At 59.2% G+C, this 19,030-nt stretch carries 21 protein-coding genes; 9 read left to right on the top strand and 12 right to left on the bottom strand.

The window, feature by feature from the left end:
- Positions 1-23 precede the first annotated feature (23 nt).
- Entirely contained in the window at positions 24-656 is a 633-nt protein-coding gene (locus tag AC6CHO_RS01420) for a hypothetical protein (protein ID WP_498213284.1), read from the top strand.
- 53 nt (positions 657-709) lie between these two features.
- On the opposite strand, the gene dapD is transcribed toward AC6CHO_RS01420, so the two are convergent.
- Positions 710-1,666 (bottom strand): 2,3,4,5-tetrahydropyridine-2,6-dicarboxylate N-succinyltransferase, encoded by a 957-nt coding sequence (gene dapD / locus AC6CHO_RS01415; protein ID WP_498213283.1) that lies wholly within the window; start codon positions 1,664-1,666, stop codon positions 710-712.
- Positions 1,667-1,739: 73 nt separating this feature from the next.
- Between dapD and dapE the strand changes: the two genes are divergently transcribed.
- Positions 1,740-2,825: a succinyl-diaminopimelate desuccinylase gene (gene dapE / locus AC6CHO_RS01410; RefSeq protein WP_498213281.1), complete on the top strand. Its 1,086-nt coding sequence runs from the start codon at positions 1,740-1,742 to the stop codon at positions 2,823-2,825.
- 99 nt (positions 2,826-2,924) lie between these two features.
- On the opposite strand, the gene AC6CHO_RS01405 is transcribed toward dapE, so the two are convergent.
- From AC6CHO_RS01405 to AC6CHO_RS01390, 4 genes are all read right to left on the bottom strand, one after another.
- On the bottom strand, positions 2,925-3,821 hold the full coding sequence (locus tag AC6CHO_RS01405) for an amino acid ABC transporter permease (RefSeq protein WP_498213280.1): 897 nt from the start codon (positions 3,819-3,821) through the stop codon (positions 2,925-2,927).
- Positions 3,818-4,495, bottom strand: coding sequence for an amino acid ABC transporter permease (locus AC6CHO_RS01400; protein ID WP_498213278.1), 678 nt, complete (start codon positions 4,493-4,495; stop codon positions 3,818-3,820). Before AC6CHO_RS01400 ends, AC6CHO_RS01405 begins: the two co-directional genes overlap by 4 nt.
- A gap of 137 nt (positions 4,496-4,632) precedes the next feature.
- Positions 4,633-5,460 carry a glutamate ABC transporter substrate-binding protein gene (locus AC6CHO_RS01395; protein WP_498213276.1) on the bottom strand — a complete coding sequence of 276 codons (828 nt, stop codon included), beginning with the start codon at positions 5,458-5,460 and terminating at the stop codon, positions 4,633-4,635.
- Positions 5,461-5,491: 31 nt separating this feature from the next.
- Positions 5,492-6,223 carry an amino acid ABC transporter ATP-binding protein gene (locus AC6CHO_RS01390; RefSeq protein WP_171919658.1) on the bottom strand — a complete coding sequence of 244 codons (732 nt, stop codon included), beginning with the start codon at positions 6,221-6,223 and terminating at the stop codon, positions 5,492-5,494.
- A 177-nt stretch (positions 6,224-6,400) separates the two neighbouring features.
- Here AC6CHO_RS01390 and AC6CHO_RS01385 point away from each other — a divergent pair, with 177 nt between their 5' ends.
- From AC6CHO_RS01385 to AC6CHO_RS01375, 3 genes are all read left to right on the top strand, one after another.
- Positions 6,401-7,174, top strand: coding sequence for an LOG family protein (locus tag AC6CHO_RS01385; protein ID WP_498213275.1), 774 nt, complete (start codon positions 6,401-6,403; stop codon positions 7,172-7,174).
- A 9-nt stretch (positions 7,175-7,183) separates the two neighbouring features.
- Positions 7,184-7,528, top strand: coding sequence for a DivIVA domain-containing protein (locus AC6CHO_RS01380; protein ID WP_498213274.1), 345 nt, complete (start codon positions 7,184-7,186; stop codon positions 7,526-7,528).
- Positions 7,529-7,651: 123 nt separating this feature from the next.
- Positions 7,652-7,819 carry a DUF3117 domain-containing protein gene (locus AC6CHO_RS01375; RefSeq protein WP_074439749.1) on the top strand — a complete coding sequence of 56 codons (168 nt, stop codon included), beginning with the start codon at positions 7,652-7,654 and terminating at the stop codon, positions 7,817-7,819.
- A gap of 67 nt (positions 7,820-7,886) precedes the next feature.
- Here AC6CHO_RS01375 and AC6CHO_RS01370 read toward each other — a convergent pair whose 3' ends face one another.
- Positions 7,887-8,552 (bottom strand): O-methyltransferase, encoded by a 666-nt coding sequence (locus AC6CHO_RS01370; RefSeq protein ID WP_498213272.1) that lies wholly within the window; start codon positions 8,550-8,552, stop codon positions 7,887-7,889.
- 212 nt (positions 8,553-8,764) lie between these two features.
- Here AC6CHO_RS01370 and sigE point away from each other — a divergent pair, with 212 nt between their 5' ends.
- Together sigE and AC6CHO_RS01360 are read left to right on the top strand one after the other, a co-directional pair.
- The gene (sigE, locus tag AC6CHO_RS01365; protein WP_236995326.1) at positions 8,765-9,310 is read left to right on the top strand and encodes an RNA polymerase sigma factor SigE; all 546 of its coding nucleotides are present in this window, start codon (positions 8,765-8,767) and stop codon (positions 9,308-9,310) included.
- A gap of 79 nt (positions 9,311-9,389) precedes the next feature.
- Positions 9,390-9,788, top strand: a complete 399-nt coding sequence (locus tag AC6CHO_RS01360) for a sec-independent translocase (RefSeq protein ID WP_060702052.1) — start codon at positions 9,390-9,392, stop codon at positions 9,786-9,788.
- A gap of 10 nt (positions 9,789-9,798) precedes the next feature.
- Here AC6CHO_RS01360 and AC6CHO_RS01355 read toward each other — a convergent pair whose 3' ends face one another.
- Genes AC6CHO_RS01355 through AC6CHO_RS01345 form a run of 3 tightly spaced genes read right to left on the bottom strand, consistent with a single transcriptional unit; the run spans position 9,799 to position 12,797 of the window.
- Complete coding sequence (locus AC6CHO_RS01355) at positions 9,799-10,902, bottom strand: Mrp/NBP35 family ATP-binding protein (protein ID WP_498213270.1); 1,104 nt, start codon at positions 10,900-10,902, stop codon at positions 9,799-9,801.
- Positions 10,899-11,504, bottom strand: a complete 606-nt coding sequence (locus AC6CHO_RS01350; protein ID WP_060702050.1) for a DUF1003 domain-containing protein — start codon at positions 11,502-11,504, stop codon at positions 10,899-10,901. The genes AC6CHO_RS01355 and AC6CHO_RS01350 overlap by 4 nt, the downstream gene beginning before the upstream one ends.
- A 42-nt stretch (positions 11,505-11,546) precedes the next feature.
- Positions 11,547-12,797 (bottom strand): magnesium transporter MgtE N-terminal domain-containing protein, encoded by a 1,251-nt coding sequence (locus AC6CHO_RS01345; protein ID WP_498213268.1) that lies wholly within the window; start codon positions 12,795-12,797, stop codon positions 11,547-11,549.
- Between the two features lie 132 nt (positions 12,798-12,929).
- Here AC6CHO_RS01345 and AC6CHO_RS01340 point away from each other — a divergent pair, with 132 nt between their 5' ends.
- Positions 12,930-13,790: a YflT domain-containing protein gene (locus AC6CHO_RS01340; protein WP_498213266.1), complete on the top strand. Its 861-nt coding sequence runs from the start codon at positions 12,930-12,932 to the stop codon at positions 13,788-13,790.
- An 87-nt stretch (positions 13,791-13,877) separates the two neighbouring features.
- Here the strand turns inward: AC6CHO_RS01340 and AC6CHO_RS01335 are convergent, their stop codons facing one another.
- Positions 13,878-15,425, bottom strand: coding sequence for an aminopeptidase P family protein (locus AC6CHO_RS01335; RefSeq protein ID WP_498213264.1), 1,548 nt, complete (start codon positions 15,423-15,425; stop codon positions 13,878-13,880).
- A gap of 65 nt (positions 15,426-15,490) precedes the next feature.
- On the opposite strand from AC6CHO_RS01335, the gene AC6CHO_RS01330 reads away from it, so the two are divergent.
- Positions 15,491-16,336 carry a PHP domain-containing protein gene (locus tag AC6CHO_RS01330; protein ID WP_498213263.1) on the top strand — a complete coding sequence of 282 codons (846 nt, stop codon included), beginning with the start codon at positions 15,491-15,493 and terminating at the stop codon, positions 16,334-16,336.
- On the opposite strand, the gene AC6CHO_RS01325 is transcribed toward AC6CHO_RS01330, so the two are convergent.
- Together AC6CHO_RS01325 and AC6CHO_RS01320 are read right to left on the bottom strand one after the other, a co-directional pair.
- Positions 16,321-17,205, bottom strand: coding sequence for a DNA-methyltransferase (locus AC6CHO_RS01325; protein ID WP_498213781.1), 885 nt, complete (start codon positions 17,203-17,205; stop codon positions 16,321-16,323). The two genes, AC6CHO_RS01330 and AC6CHO_RS01325, sit on opposite strands and share 16 nt — an antisense overlap.
- 77 nt (positions 17,206-17,282) lie before the next feature.
- Positions 17,283-18,908: a DEAD/DEAH box helicase gene (locus AC6CHO_RS01320; protein WP_498213262.1), complete on the bottom strand. Its 1,626-nt coding sequence runs from the start codon at positions 18,906-18,908 to the stop codon at positions 17,283-17,285.
- Positions 18,909-19,030 lie beyond the last annotated feature (122 nt).

Raw genomic sequence — 19,030 nt, 5'->3', positions numbered from 1 at the left:
GTGAGTCTAAGACTGCGGGGGGTATGCCTAAAAGTCAGGTGGTATGCATGTACTTTCGTCGTGGAAACAATTGGTCTTTGGCGGTAAAAACCAATCAGACGATGTTGATGGCCTTGTACTTACGTGAGCTCGGCGGGGTGGATCCCGCCGAAGCCGGGCCCAACTGTCGCTTAACCTCAGTGATAAAGAACCGCCATGGCACTGATGCCGCACACGGGCAGTTCAAGCAGGAGTGGAGCGCCTGGTGGGGAGCTTTGACCTCGGGAGAGGTCGCGGCGGAGAGCGCTCCTGAGCAGACACTGCACGAGCAGCTGGACCATGAAGGCTATCCAGCACTTGCCAAGCTGGCTAAAGCCCATTTCGGCCAAGTAACGCTGTTTGCGCAGCAGCATGCCGAGGAATTTGTCGAAAAGAGCTTGGACTATGTGCCGCTGCGCCTCGATGAATTAGAGAGGATCTTATTGGACCACGGGGTGGATCACGATACGACAGCACCCCAGCAGCAGATCCAGCTTATTGACATGCCCCTGGACGAGCCACGTGCCTGGCTCACCGGCCGAGCGACAATTGTTGCCAGCACATCATTGCTGCAGGATTCCAAGGCGTTCCACGGGTTCATCCAGCCCATGGTCACCATCATTTTCCCGGGAGCTTAAAAGAATCGGGGCCCGCTGAATATCTCGAATATCCAGCGAGCCCCTAAACGTCTTTAGTTGGCGTGCAGTGCGCTGTTCAGCTCCACGGTCTGGCCGGCGCGAGGCAAAGCCTCGACCGCGCCAGAAATCGAGTTGCGACGGAACAGCAGGTTGGAAACTCCGGACAGTTCAAGGGCCTTGACCTGCTTCTCGCCCAAAAGCACCCGGGTGCCAGCGGTCACGTAGAGTCCGGCTTCGACCACCGAGTCATCGCCCACCGAAATGCCTACACCAGCGTTGGCGCCCAGCAGGACACGCTCGCCAATGACGATGCGCTCGCGTCCGCCGCCGGAAAGCGTACCCATGATCGAGGCGCCGCCTCCGACATCGGAACCGTCGCCCACAACGACCGAAGCCGAGATGCGGCCCTCGACCATTGAGGTGCCCAGAGTGCCAGCATTGAAGTTCACGAAGCCTTCGTGCATGACGGTGGTACCTTCGGCAAGGTGTGCGCCCAGGCGAACGCGGTCAGCGTCAGCAATGCGGACGCCCGTCGGAACGACGTAATCGACCATGCGCGGGAACTTGTCCACGCCATATACGGTGACCGCGCCGCGAGCACGCAGCTTCAGGCGGGTTACCTCGAAGCCATCAACCTGGCATGGGCCGAAGTTGGTCCAGACCACGTTGGCCAAGTGGCCGAAGATGCCGTCAAGATTGATGGTGTTCGGCTGCGCCAAACGGTGGGATAGCAGATGCAGGCGCAGCCACACATCAGCGGTGTCAGCCGGTGCTACGTCAAGATCGATGGTCAGCGAGACCACCTTCTGGGTGGTGCCACGGCCAGCATCGTCTTGGGCAGCTGCCGCTAGCTCGCCGGAAAGCTCGTCGGCCGATGAAAGCTCGCCAAGGACAGGGGCTGGGTACCAAACGTCAAGGACGGTTCCATCCGCGGCAATCGTGGCAAGACCATGACCGGAGGCCAAACGGACGGTGGAGTCACTGGATGAAGTCACAGATTCTGAAGTCATACACTGATCGTATCCTCGAAACGCCGGGTAACGTTGATAGATGACAGGCTAGTGAAGCTAGAGACGTAGGACGATGAATACCGTGAACGAATTGGACCTGCTACAGGACGTCGCAGTGCTGACCGAACAGATCATGAACATTGAATCTGTTTCCGGGAATGAACAAGAAATTGCTGATCAGGTGCATCAGGCCTTGCTGAAGCTGGAGCACTTGAAGGTTCATCGCGATCAGGATGCCATCGTTGCCCGCACCAATTTCGGCCGCGAACGCAGAGTCGTGCTGGCGGGCCATCTGGACACCGTTCCATTGCCGCGCACCCAAGGCGCCAAGGGCACGGTCCCGGCCCAGGTGATCGACGGCGTGCTCTATGGACGCGGGGCGACCGACATGAAGGGCGGGGTCGCGGTGCAGCTGGCCCTGGCTGCCGAGCTGACCGATGCCAAATACGATGTCACCTACGTCTTCTATGACCACGAGGAAGTGGAAGCCGCCAAATCCGGTCTGGGACGTTTGGCGAAGAACAGCCCGGAACTGCTCGAAGCTGATTTTGCCATCCTGCTTGAGCCAACCAACGGAACGGTTGAGGGTGGCTGCAATGGCACTAGCCGATTCGTGATTCGCACGCGGGGCAAGGCAGCGCACTCAGGACGCGCCTGGATGGGCCATAACGCCATCCATGACGCCGCACCGATCCTCCAGCGGCTCTCAGACTACGAGCCCCAGACCATTACCGTGGAGGGCCTGGACTACCGCGAAGGAATGAACGCGGTGCGTATCAACGGTGGAATCGCCGGAAACGTCATCCCGGACTACTGCGAAGTCGAGATCAACTATCGTTTTGCCCCGGACAAGACGCTGGCTGAAGCACAAGCCCTCGTCTTCGAACTCTTTGATGGCTTTGAAATCGAGCGAACCGATGGCGCCGAAGGGGCCAAGCCTGGCTTGGACCAGGAGATCGCAGCCGACCTCATCAAGATTCTTGGCCAAGAGCCCAAGCCCAAATACGGCTGGACCGATGTGTCCCGCTTCTCGGCCCTTGGCGTTTCTGCCGTGAACTTTGGTCCTGGCGACGCATTATTGGCCCACAGTGATGACGAGCATGTGGCGCAGGACGATATCCGAACGTGCCTGAAATCCTTGCGCACATGGCTGAGCTAGCCATGGCGAGAAGACCAGGGCAATAAAAACAGAAGCGCCCCTTGCACGATGCAAGGAGCGCTTCTGTCGCTGCTGACCAGATGGAGGCCGTTCTACAAGCTAATGGTCCTTGGGACCATCTTGTGGGCCGGTCTCGGCAAAGGTCACGGCAGTGGTACCAACGACTGCTGGAGCATTCTTGTCTTTCTTGACTCGGCTGCTCAACCGCTTGGAGGTCAATTCTGCGATCTTGCTCAAGGTGAAGTTGATCAAGATGAAGATGACCGCCGTGACAATCAAAGCCTGCAAGACGTTGCCGTTAGGCGAGGAATAGGTTCGCGCGAAGAACAAGAGCTCGTTGAAGCTGATGATGTAACCCAGCGCCGAGTCCTTCAAGATCACGACGAATTGGCCAATCAAAGCCGGCAGCATCGCAACAAGCGCCTGCGGGATTTCGATATGCCGCAACGACATGCCACGGGTCAGGCCGATGGCGATACCAGCTTCCCGCTGTCCCTTAGGCAGGTTGTGGACACCTGATCGGACCAGCTCGGCAACGACGGAACCGTTGTAGAACACCAAAGCGGCCACAACTGCCCACAAGGCGGTATTCCCTGGCAGCTCCAGGGAGCGCGAGAAGAACACGTTGAAGAACACGATCATCAGCAGCACTGGTACGGCGCGGAAGAATTCCACGATGACCGTGCAGAATCCGTTGACCATCTTGTTCTGGGATAGGCGTCCGACACCGAAGACCAAGCCAAAAACCACCGAGCCGATGATTCCCAGGATTGCCGCCTTGACGGTGTTCAACAGGCCGGGAAGCAAATAGTTCTTCCAGGTGCTGCCTTGGATGAAGTCATCCCACTGCTCTGGCTGCATCTGCCCCTTGGCTGCGAGGCCTAGGAAAATCCAGGTCACGATGCCCAGGGCAATAAGTGCGCCGACGATATTGATAATCAGAATACGGCGACGGGCCTTGGGGCCGGGGGTATCAAAAAGAATTGAAGCACTCATCGTGCCACCGCCAGTTTCTTGGACAGCCACGTGGTCAACAGTCCCACAGGGATCACAATGATCACGAAGCCAATGGCAAAGGTCAAGAAGATCGGAATGACAATATCGGAGCGGAACTCGATCATCGTCTTCATCACCGACGAAGATTCGGTGGCTACCGAACCAACAGCAGCAACGGTGGAGTTCTTGATCAAGGCGATCAGCGTATTACCCAGCGGGACGATTGCGCCGCGAAACGCCTGGGGCAAAATGACCAGCCGGGCCGCGGGCAAGAAGCTCAGCCCGATCGCTCGTGCGGCCTCGGCTTGTCCCAGCGGAACGGTATTGACACCCGATCGGATGGCTTCGCAGACGAATGCCGCGTGATACACCGCAAGGCCCAAAACCGACAGGCGGAAGAAGTTCGCATGGAAATCTCCGCCGAGGGTGAAACCAAGCTGGCCGTAGAGGGCCAGAACAGCGAACAGGATGATGATGGTCAGTGGCGTATTTCGAACCAGGTTAACGTAGCTCGTGCCGATGGCCTGGAAGCTAGCCACTGGGGAGATGCGAAGCAGCGCAAGAATTGTGCCCAGCACCAGCGCGCCGATGGCCGCCCAGAAAGTTAGTTGGATATTGACCCAGAATGCCCCTGGGATGTCGTACTCAGTGAATATGGATAAATAATTCTCCACTGCAAGCCTCTGTCTCGGTGGCCATGGTGAGGGCCAAGCGGCTAGGGGAACGATGAGCGAAAAAGTCGCTCAAATGAGAAAGCAATAATGCTGCGGGGGTCAAGGGCAGTCCTTGACCCCCGCTGTATCAGGAAATGCTAGGCGCAGGTATCTGCGAGCTTTGGCGGGTTGGTCTTCGAGTTTGGAGTGTATCCGGTGCCCTCGGTGTTCTTGTCCAACGCCTTCTGCCAGTCGCCGGAGTCGATCATCTTAGTGATCGCTTCGTTGATGGCCTTGCACTTGTCGGTCCCGTCTGGCAGGCCGACGCCATAATTCTCTTCGCTGAATGGCTTGCCTACAACCTTGAACTTGCCCTTGTATGCAGGCTGGGCTGCCAAACCGGCAAGGATGATGTCATCGGTGGTGACCGCGTCGATGGTGCCGCCGCTCATCTGGGTGACGCATTCTGCGTAGCCCGGGAGCTCCTGCAGATTCGTTCCCTCGGCGTACTTGTCCTTGACCTTCTGGGCCGAGGTGGAACCGGTTACCGAGCACAGGTTCTTGCCGTTCAAGGCCTCTGGGCCATCAATGTCGGAATCGGAAGCAACCAGCAGATCTTGGCCAGCGACAAAGTACGGGCCAGCGAAGTCGATGACCTTGTTGCGCTCATCGGTGATCGAATAGGTTGCGAAGATCATGTCGACCTGCTTGTTTTGCAGCATGGTCTCGCGGTTGGCCGAAGGAGCCGAAACGAATTCGATCTTGTCTTCGGGGTAGCCCAGCTCGTTGGCTACGTACTTTGCAACGTCCACATCGAAGCCGGTGTAGTTGTCGCCGTCCTTGAATCCCAGACCTGGCTGGTCGAACTTGATGCCGATGCGGATCTTGTCGCCGTCAGCCTCGTTGCCCGAGCCGCCACATGATGTCAGGGCCATTGCCCCGATAGCTGCCATTGCTGCGATGGTGCCAAAACGAGTTTTACGCATGGTTCCTCCTGTTGGATGCGGGATGATGAAATCAGTGGTTGGTAATGAGCTTGCCGAGGAAGTCCTTGGCACGGTCAGATTGCGGATTGGTAAAGAATTCTTCCGGAGTGGCCTGTTCAACGATTTGTCCGTCGGCCATGAAGATCACGCGGTCTGCGGCCTTGCGTGCGAAGCCCATCTCATGGGTGACCACAAGCATGGTCATGCCTTCCTTGGCCAGCCCCACCATGGTGTCGAGCACCTCGTTGATCATTTCCGGGTCCAGCGCACTGGTGGGCTCGTCAAAGAGCATGACCTTGGGTTTCATGGCCAGGGCTCGCGCGATGGCCACACGCTGCTGCTGTCCGCCAGAAAGCTGGGCGGGAAGCTTGTCGGCCTGGTTCGCCACTCCGACTCGTTCAAGAAGCTGCATTGCCAATTCCTTGGCCTTTGGCTTCTTCATGCCCTTGACCCGGATCGGGCCGAGGGTCACGTTCTCCAGAATGGACTTGTGCGCGAAGAGGTTGAAGGACTGGAAGACCATTCCAACGTCGGCGCGCAACTTGGCAAGTGCCTTGCCTTCAGAAGGCAGCGTGTTGCCGTCAATCTTGATGGTGCCCTCGTCGATGGTTTCCAGTCGGTTGATGGCACGGCACAAGGTGGACTTGCCCGAGCCCGACGGACCCAAGATCACAACTACCTCGCCCTTGGTGACTTCGAGGTTGATGTTGTTGAGTACATGCAGGGCACCGTAGTGCTTATTGACCCCAGTCAGTTGGACGATGGGGCCAGCTGTAGAAGCCTGAGCCTGATGATCGCTGTTCATGCAATAGACATTACTTGATGTGACGCTTGCTACGCGCTACTTCGAATAAGTCACACTTAGTTGTTACATAACTGTCACTTTAATGGTGTCGCGACACAGTCCGGCTCGGAGTGAATTTACAGATAGAGTGAAGTTATGGTTCATCAGCGAAAGAGCGAAGAGAACGCTCGTGCGGGGCAACGTCACGTCGAAGCGAATTGGCCAGGCAAGCGTCCAGAAGACCAGCTCGACCACTACCTATTGGAGAGCCCGCAGGAAGATGTGACCCACACCGACGTGTGGCGTGTCCTGCGGATCCAATCTGAATTCGTCAACGGGTTTGGCACTCTTGCGGGTACCGGCCCAGCGATTGCGGTGTTCGGATCTGCTCGGACTGATCCGCAAAGCCCGTATTACCAGATGGCCCACCGCATCGGAAGCCGTTTGGCTGAAGCCGGAATCACCACCATCACCGGTGGCGGGCCAGGCGTAATGGAAGCGGCCAACAAGGGTGCCGCCGACAATGACGGCATTTCGGTGGGGCTGGGCATTGAGCTGCCTTTCGAAACCGGATTGAATGCGTCGGTGAACAAGGGCCTGAACTTCCGGTACTTCTTCGTTCGCAAGACCATGTTCGTCAAGTACTCGCAAGGCTTCATCGTTCTTCCTGGCGGCTTTGGCACGCTGGATGAACTATTTGAGGCCTTGACCTTGGTGCAAACCCAGAAGATCACGAGCTTCCCAATTGTCCTGGTTGGCAAATCCTATTGGGGCGGGATGGTGGACTGGCTGACCAATACGGTCGCCGCGGAACGGGCCATCGCTGCGAAGGACTTGAACTTGTTTACGGTGACCGATGATCCGGACGAAGCCGTGGATCTGGTCCTGGGCATGGCTGATAAGCAGCCTGCCCCAGAACAAGCGGTGTAGGGGAAGTCGATGCCATTCTTGCTGATCTTGATCGCGCTGCTCCTGGTGGGGGCCGTCGCGATGCTGCTCTCTGGGCAGCGCAAAAAACTGGGCGTGGGCCGGCACTTCGAGTCGCCCCACGAGCCGATCGTCGGATTGGTGGAACACCAGGCGTCTTTGCCGCCAGTATTGCTCCCTGAGAATCCGCGCGCAGAACATATCGACAAAGTGCGTTTTTCCCTGGGCCTGCGAGGTTACCGCTGCGATCAGGTTGATGATGTGCTGGACGTGCTTGCAGCCGAAATCACGACTCTGGAAAATACCATTCGTGACCTGGAGTCACGGCGTGTGATTAGCGACACGAGAGAAAATTAGTAATAATAGAAGATAAGAGTCCCAACTCAGCCGGGAATCTGGGCAGATGTTGGACAAGGCATTCGGTTGTGCGTAACGCAAAAATTGTTGCGCGCGTTAGCCACAGACGAAGGGAACAGCTCAATGGCTGCTATGAAGCCACGTACTGGTGATGGGCCAATGGAAGTCGTTAAAGAGGGCCGGAGCCTGATCCTGCGCCTGCCAATCGATGGCGGTGGACGGCTGGTCGTCGAGTTGAATGACGCTGAAGCGACCGAATTGCGCGACTGCCTTCTAAAGGTCACTGACTGATTCAGCTTGATCGCAACCACGCGATAGTAATAAAGGACCGACAACCACGTCGGTCCTTTTTGCCTGCCTACCTAGGCTTTGGAGCTGCCGGCGGCATGACGGTGGCTACGAATAATCCTTGCTCGGTGGGGAACAGATGGGTCTGCAATCGCGGGTCCTCGCGCAGCATCCGCAACGCATCACGGGTCATGACGGTGGATGTCTTTCGTACGGCCGGTTTGGCCAAGCGGTGCTCGTCAAAGGCATTGTTCACGATAATCACTCCGCCAACGCCCACAAGGCGCTTGGCCTCGGCAACATACTCCAGCAGCAAATCAGCGCCGGCATCGATCAGCACCAGGTCATAGGCGTGATCAGCCAGGCGCGAGAGCACGTTTTCGGCGCGTTCGGTGATGATCCTGGCGCGGGCCAGAGGAATTCCGGACTCGCGCAACCCCTGGCGCATGGCGTTGGCATGTTCCAGATCGGATTCGATTGCTGTCAAGGTCAGTGAAGGGCCAACGGCTTCGAGCATGGCCAGGGAAGCAACACCGACGCCCGAGCCGATTTCTACCGCGTTGCGTGGGCGGCGCAAGGTGCACAGCAGCTGCAGCATGGACCGGCCGGCTGGATCGATGCATCGTACTCCCAGGTCCTCCGCACGTTCGCGTACCGGGGCAACATGCTCGGGCTCGCTGATGTGGTTCTGGGTGTAGGTCCAGCTCGCGAAGAGTTCTGGATTCATCGAAGGCATGGGCGGGGATCCTCAATAACGTTGTCAGTTGACGGCCAGTATCAATCGTACCCAGCGCGAGAAGCGAAATTGTTCAACTTGATAGTTCACCTGTAGGGGATTCTTAGCTTCAGCTCAGCTTCCCAGCTCATACTTGAAGAGTGAACAATGTACCAAGTGAATCAGTTTCGGCCGTTGCGGCCCCAGAAACCACGACGCCGACATGGGAACAAATGGTCCATGAGCACGGCGAACAGGTATTCAGGCTGGCTTACCGCTTAACTGGCAACCGCCACGACGCGGAGGATCTCTCCCAAGAAGCATTCGTTCGCGCCTTCAAAGCCCTGGATGGCTACACTCCTGGAACCATGGGCGGCTGGTTGCATCGCATCACCACTAACCTCTTCCTGGACCAGGCTCGACGCAAGAGCAAGATCCGCTTTGATGGATTTGCCGATGGCGCTGAAGAGCGCCTGCCAGGGAACGTCATCACCCCCGAGCGCTACTTCGAATTCAACAACTTGGATGTGGACGTGCAAGAAGCGTTGCGGGCGCTGTCTCCGGAATTCCGTGCCGCCATCGTATTGTGCGATATGGAAGGTTTCTCCTATGAGGAGGTTTCCCGGATCCTCAATGTGAAGCTCGGAACGGTTCGGTCACGAATCCACCGCGGCCGCGCCATGCTTCGCGATGCCCTGGCGCATCGCAATCCGGCCAATCGCCCGGCGAAAACCATGTCGTTGCCGCGAATTCCTCTGGGGCTTCGGGCCGCCAATTAACTGTTGACCAGCGGTGCCCGGGCCGGCATTGTGGCGCGGTGACTTCGTGAGTTCGCTTGGGACAGGGTAATCTTTCTACGTGGATCTTTTTGGAATTAACGGTAGCGAGTTCATTGTTCTCGCGGTGCTCGCGGTCGTCATACTCGGCCCCGAAAAGCTGCCTGAATACGCCAAAAAGCTAGCCAACCTCGTCAAAGAAGTGCGACGCATGGCTAATGGGGCCAAGGAGCAGTTGCGCGACGAAGTCGGCGATGAAGTCGCCGACATCGACTGGCGAAAACTCGATCCCCGGCAGTACGATCCACGCCGCATCATCAAGGAAGCGCTGGTCGACGAATTTGATGACGCCATCAATGCGGCCAAGAGCGCTCCGAATGCTGCGGCGGCTCCGGTCCGCACAGCGATTGCTACAGAAACCCAGAAGCAGCCACCGCTCGCGGCCAATGAAGCCGCTCCCTTTGATTCCGAAGCTACCTAGAACAACAGGCTTAGAACGACATTGGCAGCGATCGCCCGGCTAGTCCGCGCGGTCGCTGTACTAGTTTCTCCGCCAGTTCCTGCAGTGCCAGGGCTGCTGGCGACTGCAAGGCGCCAAGAACCACCGGAGTGCCCTGGTCCGAACCAACGCGCACGGATTCTTCCAACGGGATCTGGGATAACAAGTTGACGTCATACCCCAGTTGGCGGGTCAATGACTCACTGAGGTTCTCTCCGCCGCCGGAACCGAAGACCTCCATGCGCGTGCCATCGGGCAATTGCAGGAAACTCATATTTTCCACCACGCCGATGACCTTTTGATCGGTTTGCAGCGCAATCGTTCCCGCACGCTCGGCCACCTCGGTTGCGGTGGACTGCGGGGTGGTGATCACCAGAAGTTCGCTGTTCGGCAAAAGCTGGGATACCGAGATGGCCATGTCTCCGGTGCCTGGCGGCAGATCAAGGAACAGGTAGTCCAGATCGCCAAAGTAGACATCGGATAGGAACTGCTCCAAGGCACGGTGCAGCATCGGCCCGCGCCAAATGACCGGCTGATTCGAATCCAGGAACATGCCAATGGAAATGACCTTTACGCCATGCGCCACCGGTGGCAGGATCATATCGTCCATGCGTGTGGGATTCTGCGTAATGCCCATCAGCGACGGGATGGAAAAGCCGTGCACATCGGCATCAATCAGTCCGACCTTCAGCCCTTGGGATGCAAGATGCGCGGCGAGGTTCGCGGTGATCGAGGACTTGCCCACGCCGCCTTTGCCGCTGGCCACTGCGATAACACGCGTCAGGGACTGTGGATCAGAGAACGGCGTGCGTCGGCTGGCTAGCCGCTCGCGCAATGCGGCCCGCTGCTGGGGATCCATCACGCCAAGGGTGACATCGACATCTTCTACTTCGGCAACACCTAGCAGGGCAGCGGTCACATCCGCTTCAATGGTCGAGCGCATGGGGCAGCCAGCGATGGTCAACAAGATCGTCACTCGCGCCTTCTGGCCATCCAGCTGGGCGGACTGCACCATATCCAGCTCGGTGATGGGGCGGCGAAGCTCAGGATCGTTGACAGTTTTCAGTGCTTCAAACAGTACTTCTGAATTGCTCACTTGCTGGTATTCTTCCGCTGCTGGGGTGCAACCGTTTCGATGATTCCGGTCTGCGGGGATGAGTTCTTGCCGCTGTTCTTTTTCTTGGCGCGAAGATTCAGCTCTTCGCCGTCTGCAGTCTCCAGCAGTTCTTCGAGCACATTGCGCAATTCCGAGCGGACATAGTCGCGAGTCGCCACATCACGCAGGGCCAAACGCAGCGAAGCCAATTCTCGTGTCAGATATTCGGTGTCGTAGAGGTTGCGCTCGGCGCGGGCGCGGTCTTCAGACAGGGAGACACGGTCACGGTCATCCTGGCGGTTCTGCGCCAGCAGCAGCAACGGCGCAGCGTAGGAAGCCTGGAGTGAGAGCATCAGCGTCAGGGCGGTGAAACCAATGGTGGCATCATCAAAACGCCAGCCTTGGGGGGCTACGGAATTCCAGATCAGCCAGAACGCACAGAACACCGTCATGTACAGCAGGAATTGCGGGGTACCCATGAAACGGGCAAACTTCTCCGTGGCCGAGCCAAACAGGTCCGGGTTGGGGGAGAAGCGAGGCCAGAATCGTTGTCGTGCTGCCAGTGGGGTGTCCAGGCCATTAGTCTTACGCTGCTCAGCCATAGCTGGAACTCCTCTGCTGATCTGTCTATGGATGGGGCTCGTTTAGTCTTGAGAGCGCCAATCATCGGGAAGAATGTGGTCCAACACGTCGTCGACGGTAATGGCTCCAACAAGTCGGCCTTCTTTGTTGGTGACTCCGACGCTGGTGAGGTTGTATGTAGCCAGATGCCTGACAACGTCTGAAATATCGGCAAGATCCGACATGGACTCCAGCTCGGTATCAAGAATGTCGCCCAGCGGTTCGGGGGGAGCGGCGCGCAACAGCGCCTGGATATGAACCTGGCCGAGGTAACGGCCGGTGGGCGTTTCCAATGGAGGCCGAACCACGTAGACGGTGGAAGCTAGTGCCGGGCTCAGTTCTTCCAGGCGCACCGAGGCGAGCGCCTCTGCCACCGTCGATTCCGGCGTGAGAATCACCGGCACCGGGGTCATCACCGAACCGGCAGTGCCCTCGGGATAGGCGAGCAGGCGGCGAACGTCCTTGGCCTCGTCCTCGTTCATCAAATCCAGCAGCTGGTGCTTGGTTTCCTCGCCAATGCCGGCCAAAAGGTCCGCCGCATCGTCCGGATCCATTTCTTCGAGCACGTCCGCGGCGCGTTCCAGGCCCAGAGCCGAGAGAATTTCAACCTGTTCGCGGTCTGGAAGTTCCTGAAGCACGTCAGCCAGACGCTCATCTTGGAGGTGTGCGGCAATTTCCAGACGGCGCTTTTCATTCATTTCATGCAGCGCGTCGGCAAAGTCGGCCGGCTTCATCTCATCGTGCGTAGCCACGAAGGTATCAGCGGACTGGGGCTCGTTCTGGGAGCCGTGGCGAATGTCCTGCCAGGACACCAGCACCTTGTCGCGTCGGCGCGAGCGCAAGCCCAAGAGGGAGGAAGTGGGAACGCCGCGTTGCACGTAGTATTCGTTGATTTCCCAGTCGCCACGACGGGTCTGGGTCAAGCCCACGTCTTCAATGACGCCTCGGCCCGAGCCCTCGACAAAGGTGATGGTGCGGTCAAACATTTCGGCAACAACCAGGATTTCCTGGCCACGCTGCTGGAAGCGGCGCATGTTGACCAAGCCCGAGCAGATGACCTGGTTGGCTTCCATGGATTGGATACGGGTCATCGGCACGAATACCCGTCGCTTGCCGGGGACCTCGACCACCAGACCTACACAAGCGGCAGGTTTCTGAGGGCCGCGGGAGACAACAACTACATCGCGCAAACGGCCCAGGCGGTCGCCCAAGGGGTCGAAGACATCAAGCCCGAGAAGCCGGGCGACGAAGATTTTAGACACTTGTGCGCTCACACCTCTAGACTATCGTGTCCCATTGATCATTGCGGTGTGCAAAGCCACAAGCTCTCAACTGTTTCTTTCACCCTCAGCGATAGTTAGTTCACAACTAGGCAGGCTCACAGTAAACCTGTGCACAATATAGATATGACCTCGCCTCATGGAGTAAATTCGATCAGCCCCAACGGTTTGCCTCGCGGAGAACTGCTTGGACGCTACACCAGCTACCTCGACGCGCAGAAGCTCGTTGACTACCTGGCAGACAATGACTTTCCCGTCGCCTCGGTAAGCATTGTCGGCAATGATGTGCGCACGGTTGAGCGAGTCACGGCGAAACTTTCCTACCCGAAGGTGGCGCTGTCTGGCGCAGCCCAGGGTGGCATGATGGGCCTGTTTGTTGGCCTGCTGCTCTCGCTCTTTGGCGGTGGCGGCAACGGCCTGTACCAGATCCTGTCATCTATTGGCTTGGGCATGGCTATTTGGATGATTGCCGGAGTGGTGAGCTATTCGACCCGCCGCGGAAAGCGCGACTTCGCATCCTCGAGCCAGTTCGTGGCCACCAGCTTTGACGTGGTTGTCGATTTTGAACATGCCCAGGCAGCCCGCACCCTGGCGGCAAAACTGCCAATGCGCCCGCATCCAGCTGCAGCGCAGCCGGCTCCGGTACAGCAGCAAGCACCAGCAGATCCGGTGCAGGCACCGGCTCAGCCTCAGGGTTCTGCGGAGCCCGCCGAGTCCAGCGATCCACCTCGCGGCCAGTTCCCCGACTTGCCTGATGGACGTCCGCGTTACGGCGTGCGAGTCAATGATTCACAGCCCGCAGCAGAACCTGCCGCAAGCCTGCCGGAACAGGCTGAGGATGCGCCGAAGCCAGAGCAGGAGAAGCCAGTTGCGCAGGACAGGTCGGCTGGCTCCCAGCCGGAGCAAGACCTTTCCTCGGTTGAACCGAAGGTGAACCCGGAGAACACTGCTGCGACCCAGTCCAAGGACAACGAGTCCGGGGCATAAAGCAGAATTAAAGCCTTGAGGGTCCCGGTTCAGCTGCGTTGAGCAACTGAACCGGGACCCTCGGTTTTTAAGCTTCAGGCTCCGTTCTTAGCCGCGAAGCTTGGCCATCCACGCTTCAACCTCATCCGGGTTGCGCGGCAAGGCTGCGCTCAGGTTCTCGGCGCCATCAGCGGTGACAAGAATGTCATCCTCGATGCGCACACCCAGGCCACGGTACTCTTCCGGAATCGCCAGGTCCTCATCCTTGAAGTACAGGCCAGGCTCGATGGTGAAAACCATGCCTTCCTTCAACTCTGCATCCAAGTACAGCTCGGCACGCGCCTGCGCGCAGTCGTGTACATCCAGGCCCAGGTGGTGGCTGGTGCCATGCGGCATCCAACGGCGGTGGTGCTGGCCCTCCTGGCTCATGGCTTCGTCGACCGAGACTGGCAGGATGCCCCATTCGGATAGGCGCTCGGCCAGTACCCGCGTAGCGATCAGGTGCAAGTCGCGGAACTTGAGCCCCGGCTTCACTGCAGCGAACGCGGCATCAGCAGCATCGAGGACCGCCTGGTATACCTTGCGCTGCACGTCGGTGTACTTGCCGGATACTGGCAACGAGCGGGTGATGTCGGCGGTGTACAGCGAGTCAGCTTCGACACCAGCGTCGAGCAACAGCACCTCGCCGTCGTTGACGGAACCGGTGTTGCGGATCCAATGCAGGATGGTCGCGTTGTTGCCGGAAGCAGCGATGGTGTCGTAGCCCAGCTCGTTGCCTTCCAAACGCGCCCGGGCAAAGAATGCTCCTTCGACTACGCGTTCACCCCGCTGATGCGCCATGGCCTTGTCCAGGCTGCGCACCACGTCCTCGAAACCATTGATGGTGGCGGCCACAGACTTGCGCAATTCTGCGATTTCGTACTCGTCCTTCACCAAGCGGATTTCCGAGACGAACTCCGAAAGCTCGGTGTCCATCGCGTCGCTGGCTTCCAGGTCCTGCCCGGTGTTGATGCGCGAGGTATCCACCAGGGCGTCCATATTCAGGTCCACTTCGCGCACCAGGCGGATGCGAATGCCGCCCAGGGCCTGAGGACCGGAATTCTTGGTGATCGCCATTTCCAGCTGATCCAGCGAATCGGTCGGCAGGCCGGTGCGGGCGGCCAACGACGACAATGTTGGGCGTGGGCCAACCCAGAATTCGCCAGAACGCGAATTCAGGTAGAAGTCGCTGCTGTCGCGACCTGCCATGGGAGCGAAGTACAGGGTGGAAACGTGGTTGCTGCCCTTTTCGCCGGCGCCATCGTCGGTAGGCTCCATAACCAGCACGGCATCTGGCTCATGGTCCACGCCGAGGCCGGTGAGGTGCGCGAAGGCCGAGTGCGGACGGAAGCGGTAGTCGGTGTCGTTGGAACGGACCTTCAACGGACCGGCCGGAATCACAAGGCGTTCGCCTGCAAAATTCTCCGAGAGCTTTGCGCGACGGGCCGCTGCAAAGCCTGCAGCTGCATCCTGTTCGGGCAATGCAGAGGTATCGGTAGCCCACGAGGAGGCCATGAATTCTTGGAATGCTTTGGACGTTGGACGCTGGGAACGGTTGTTCACTCGGTCTTCCAACGGCTGATCTGCGCCTTGTGCAGTTGAATCTTGATTGGTCATAGTCCAAGTGTGTCACCATCGGCGGTATCCCAGCAAAGAATCAGCGCAGGGGATAATCTAGGCTTATGCGAATTGACCTGCACACCCACTCCAATGTGTCCGACGGAACGGAAACCCCGTCCGAGCTGATACGCTCTGCGGCTGCCGCTGGGCTGGATGTGGTGGCGCTGACGGATCATGACCAGACCACCGGTTGGGCGCCGGCGGCAGCTACCGCAAGGGAAATCGGCCTCGGGTTCATCCCCGGCATGGAGATCACCTGCCAGGACCCCAATGGCATCAGCGTTCACTTGCTGAGCTACCTCCACGATCCCAACTATCAACCGCTGCTAGACGAACTGGACCTCGCGTTGAATGCCCGCATCATTCGCGCGCAGCGCATCGTAGAACGCCTGGCTGAGGACTACCCGATTACTTGGGACCTGGTGCGCAACCATTGCCAGCCGGGCTCCACTGTGGGGCGGCCCCATATCGCCGATGCGCTGGTAACGGCCGGAGTCGTGGAAAACCGCAATGAGGCCTTTGCCAACGTGCTTTCGTACCGTTCGCGCTACTATGTCGCCCACCCGGCCGTGGACCCGTCCAAGGCGGTGCAATTGGTTCGTGAAGCAGGTGGCGTTCCGATATTTGCCCATCCCAAAGCATCAAAGCGCGGACGTGTCGTAGCCGATTCGACCTTCCACGACATGATTGATGCGGGCCTGGGCGGAGTGGAAGTGCATCATCGGGATAACAGCGAGGAAGGCAAACGCTGGCTGCTAGAACTCGCTGCCGAACACGATTTGATCGTCACCGGCTCTTCCGACTATCACGGAACCGGAAAACTGAACCGGCTCGGTGAGAATCTCACCGAGCCGGAAATGCTGCAACGTATTATTCAGGAAGGTACCGGATCTCAGGCCTTGATGTAGGTCGTCGACTCGGGAAGCCGTGAACGCATCACGTCAATTGCTTCAGGATTCTGGTCTACCAGGACAAACTGGCGGCCCAGCTTGGCTGCCACGGCACCGGTAGTTCCAGAGCCTGCAAAGAAGTCCAGCACCCAGTCGCCCGGGCGTGATGACGCCGAAATGATCCGGCGCAAAATCCCTTCAGGCTTCTGCGTGGGGTAGCCGGTCTTTTCCTTGCCGGTGGGCGAAACAATCGTATGCCACCACACGTCGGTAGGCAGCTTGCCCAGGGCGCGCTTCTCAGGGGTCACCAAGCCGGGAGCCATATACGGTTCGCGGTCCACCTCGGTGGAATCAAAGTGATAGCGCTTTGGATCCTTCACATACACCAGAATCGTGTCGTGCTTGGCAGGCCAACGGTTCTTGGCGCGAGCCCCATAGTCATAAGCCCAAATCAGCTCATTGAGGAAGCATTCGCGGCCAAAAATCTCGTCGAGGAGAACCTTCACGTAGTGGACCTCGCGGTAATCAAGGTGCACATACAAGGTGCCATCTTCAGCGAGCAATCGATGAGCTTGGCGCAGCCGCGGCTCAATGAAGCTGAGGTAGTCATCGAAGGTGTCATGATACGACCGTGCCGTACCCAGCTCGGTGTTGTAGGCGCGGCCCTGGAACCCCGTGCGATCGCCTTCGCCCTCGGTGGCACGCACCATGGTGCGTTGGGCGCGGGTTTGCTTCCGCCCGGTATTGAACGGTGGATCCACATAGATCAACGTGAAGCTCTGCTCCGGCAAGGCCGAGAGCGCACTGAGGTTATCCCCGTGGTACACGGTATTGGCTGTCGCCGGACCCTCTGGCGCGTCGGCGCCAGAAGGTCCGGTTTCAGGTATTGCTGATTCTTCGGGTTGAGCAAGCACCGCTGGCTTAGGTTCCTTTCGGAAAAACGTACTGACGAGGGGATCGGGAACTAGCCCTGGCCGCCTTCATCGGTGCTGCGGGTGCGGCGGCGCGGACGGCGACGGCGAGCCTGCGCGGCAGCGTTCGAGTTCTCTTCAGCGTCGGCGCCAGGCTTGTGAGTCTCGCGATGGCGCTCGTTCTCCCGTGCCGGACGATCTTGCTTGCCCTTGGAGTGGCCGTGGCGCGAGCTCTCTGCCTCGACAGCCTCGCCCTGGACGGCAGGCTTGTCGGTGCGCTGGCCGTTGACGGTGCGAGTGCGCGAGCGCGAATTGCTTCGGCGGCGTGGTGTGCGCGGGGAATCAGAAGCGCGTTCGGAGCCTTCGCCCTCGGCGCTGCTGGCCTTCTTCGCCCGTGGCAGGCGCCCCTTGGTGCCCTTGGGGATATCAAGGTCGGCGAAGAAGTGCGGCGAGGAGGAGTAGGTTTCCACTGGCTCAGGCACGTTCAAGCCCAGGGCCTTATTGATCAGCGACCAGCGAGGCACCGAATCCCAGTCCACGAAGGTGACCGCGGTACCGGTGTTGCCGGCACGGCCTGTGCGGCCCACGCGGTGCAGGTAGGTGTTCTCGTCATCCGGGCACTGCAGGTTGACCACGTGGGTCACGTCGTCCACGTCGATGCCGCGGGCAGCGACATCGGTGGCGACCAGGATATCGACCTTGCCGGCGCGGAAGGCCTTCAGCGCCTGTTCGCGGGCTCCCTGGCCCAGGTCGCCGTGCAGCGATCCGGCGTTGAAGCCGCGGTCGACCAGCTCATCGGAGAGCTTGGCGGCCGAACGCTTGGTCTGGGTGAAGATGATGGTCTTGCCGCGGCCCTCGGCCTGCAGCAGCCGGGCGACCATCTCGTCCTTGTCCATGTTGTGCGCGCGGTAGACCAGCTGGCGGATGTTGCGCTTGGTCAGCGAATCGTCGTCACCTGGATCCTGGGCTCGGATGTGCGTCGGGCGGGTCATGTAGCGGCGGGCCATGGTGATCACGGCGCCAGGCATGGTGGCTGAGAACAGCATCGCCTGGCGCACTGGCGGCAGGGCGGCCAGGATGCGCTCGACGTCGGGCAGGAAGCCCAGGTCCAGCATCTCGTCGGCCTCGTCGAGGACCACGGTCTTGACCTGCTTGAGGTTCAGCACGCGCTGGCGGTTCAGGTCGATCAGGCGTCCCGGGGTGCCGACGATGACGTCGGTGCCGGCCTTGAGCGCGTTGATCTGCTCTTCATAGGGGCGGCCGCCGTAGATGGTGGTGATCGAGATGTTCGAGTGCTTCGAGGCCTGGGCCAGGTCGGCTCCGACCTGGATGGCCAATTCGCGGGTCGGGGCGACGATCAGGGCCTGCGGGGCGCCCGGGAATTCGAGGTCCTCGTAGCCCTTGTCGCCTTCGCGGATCACGCGCTGCAAGGCGGGGATGCCGAAGCCCAGGGTCTTGCCGGTACCGGTTTTCGCCTGGCCGATGATGTCGTTGCCGCCCAGGGCGACCGGCAGGGTCAGCGCCTGGATCGGGAAGGGGTAAAGGATCCCTGCTTCGGAGAGCGAAGCCACAATGTCTTCGCGCACGTTCAGATCGGCAAAACTTTCCTGGACTGGTTCCGCGACCGTTTCATTGTCTTGTGGTTCGACAGCCTCTGCTGCCAAAGTCGTGTCACTCACGATATTAATATTCTCGTTTCATGTGGGCACAGCACCTGCTCATCCCATGCTTCTGTGAGCATGAGCGGCTCGGTGCCGCGCAATTCCAGCGGAGCCGATCGCTTCTTTCACTCAAGGGAATT

It is taken from the genome of Glutamicibacter sp. GQ173 (assembly GCF_059759215.1).
This window is presented reverse-complemented; position numbering and strand designations above follow the sequence as displayed.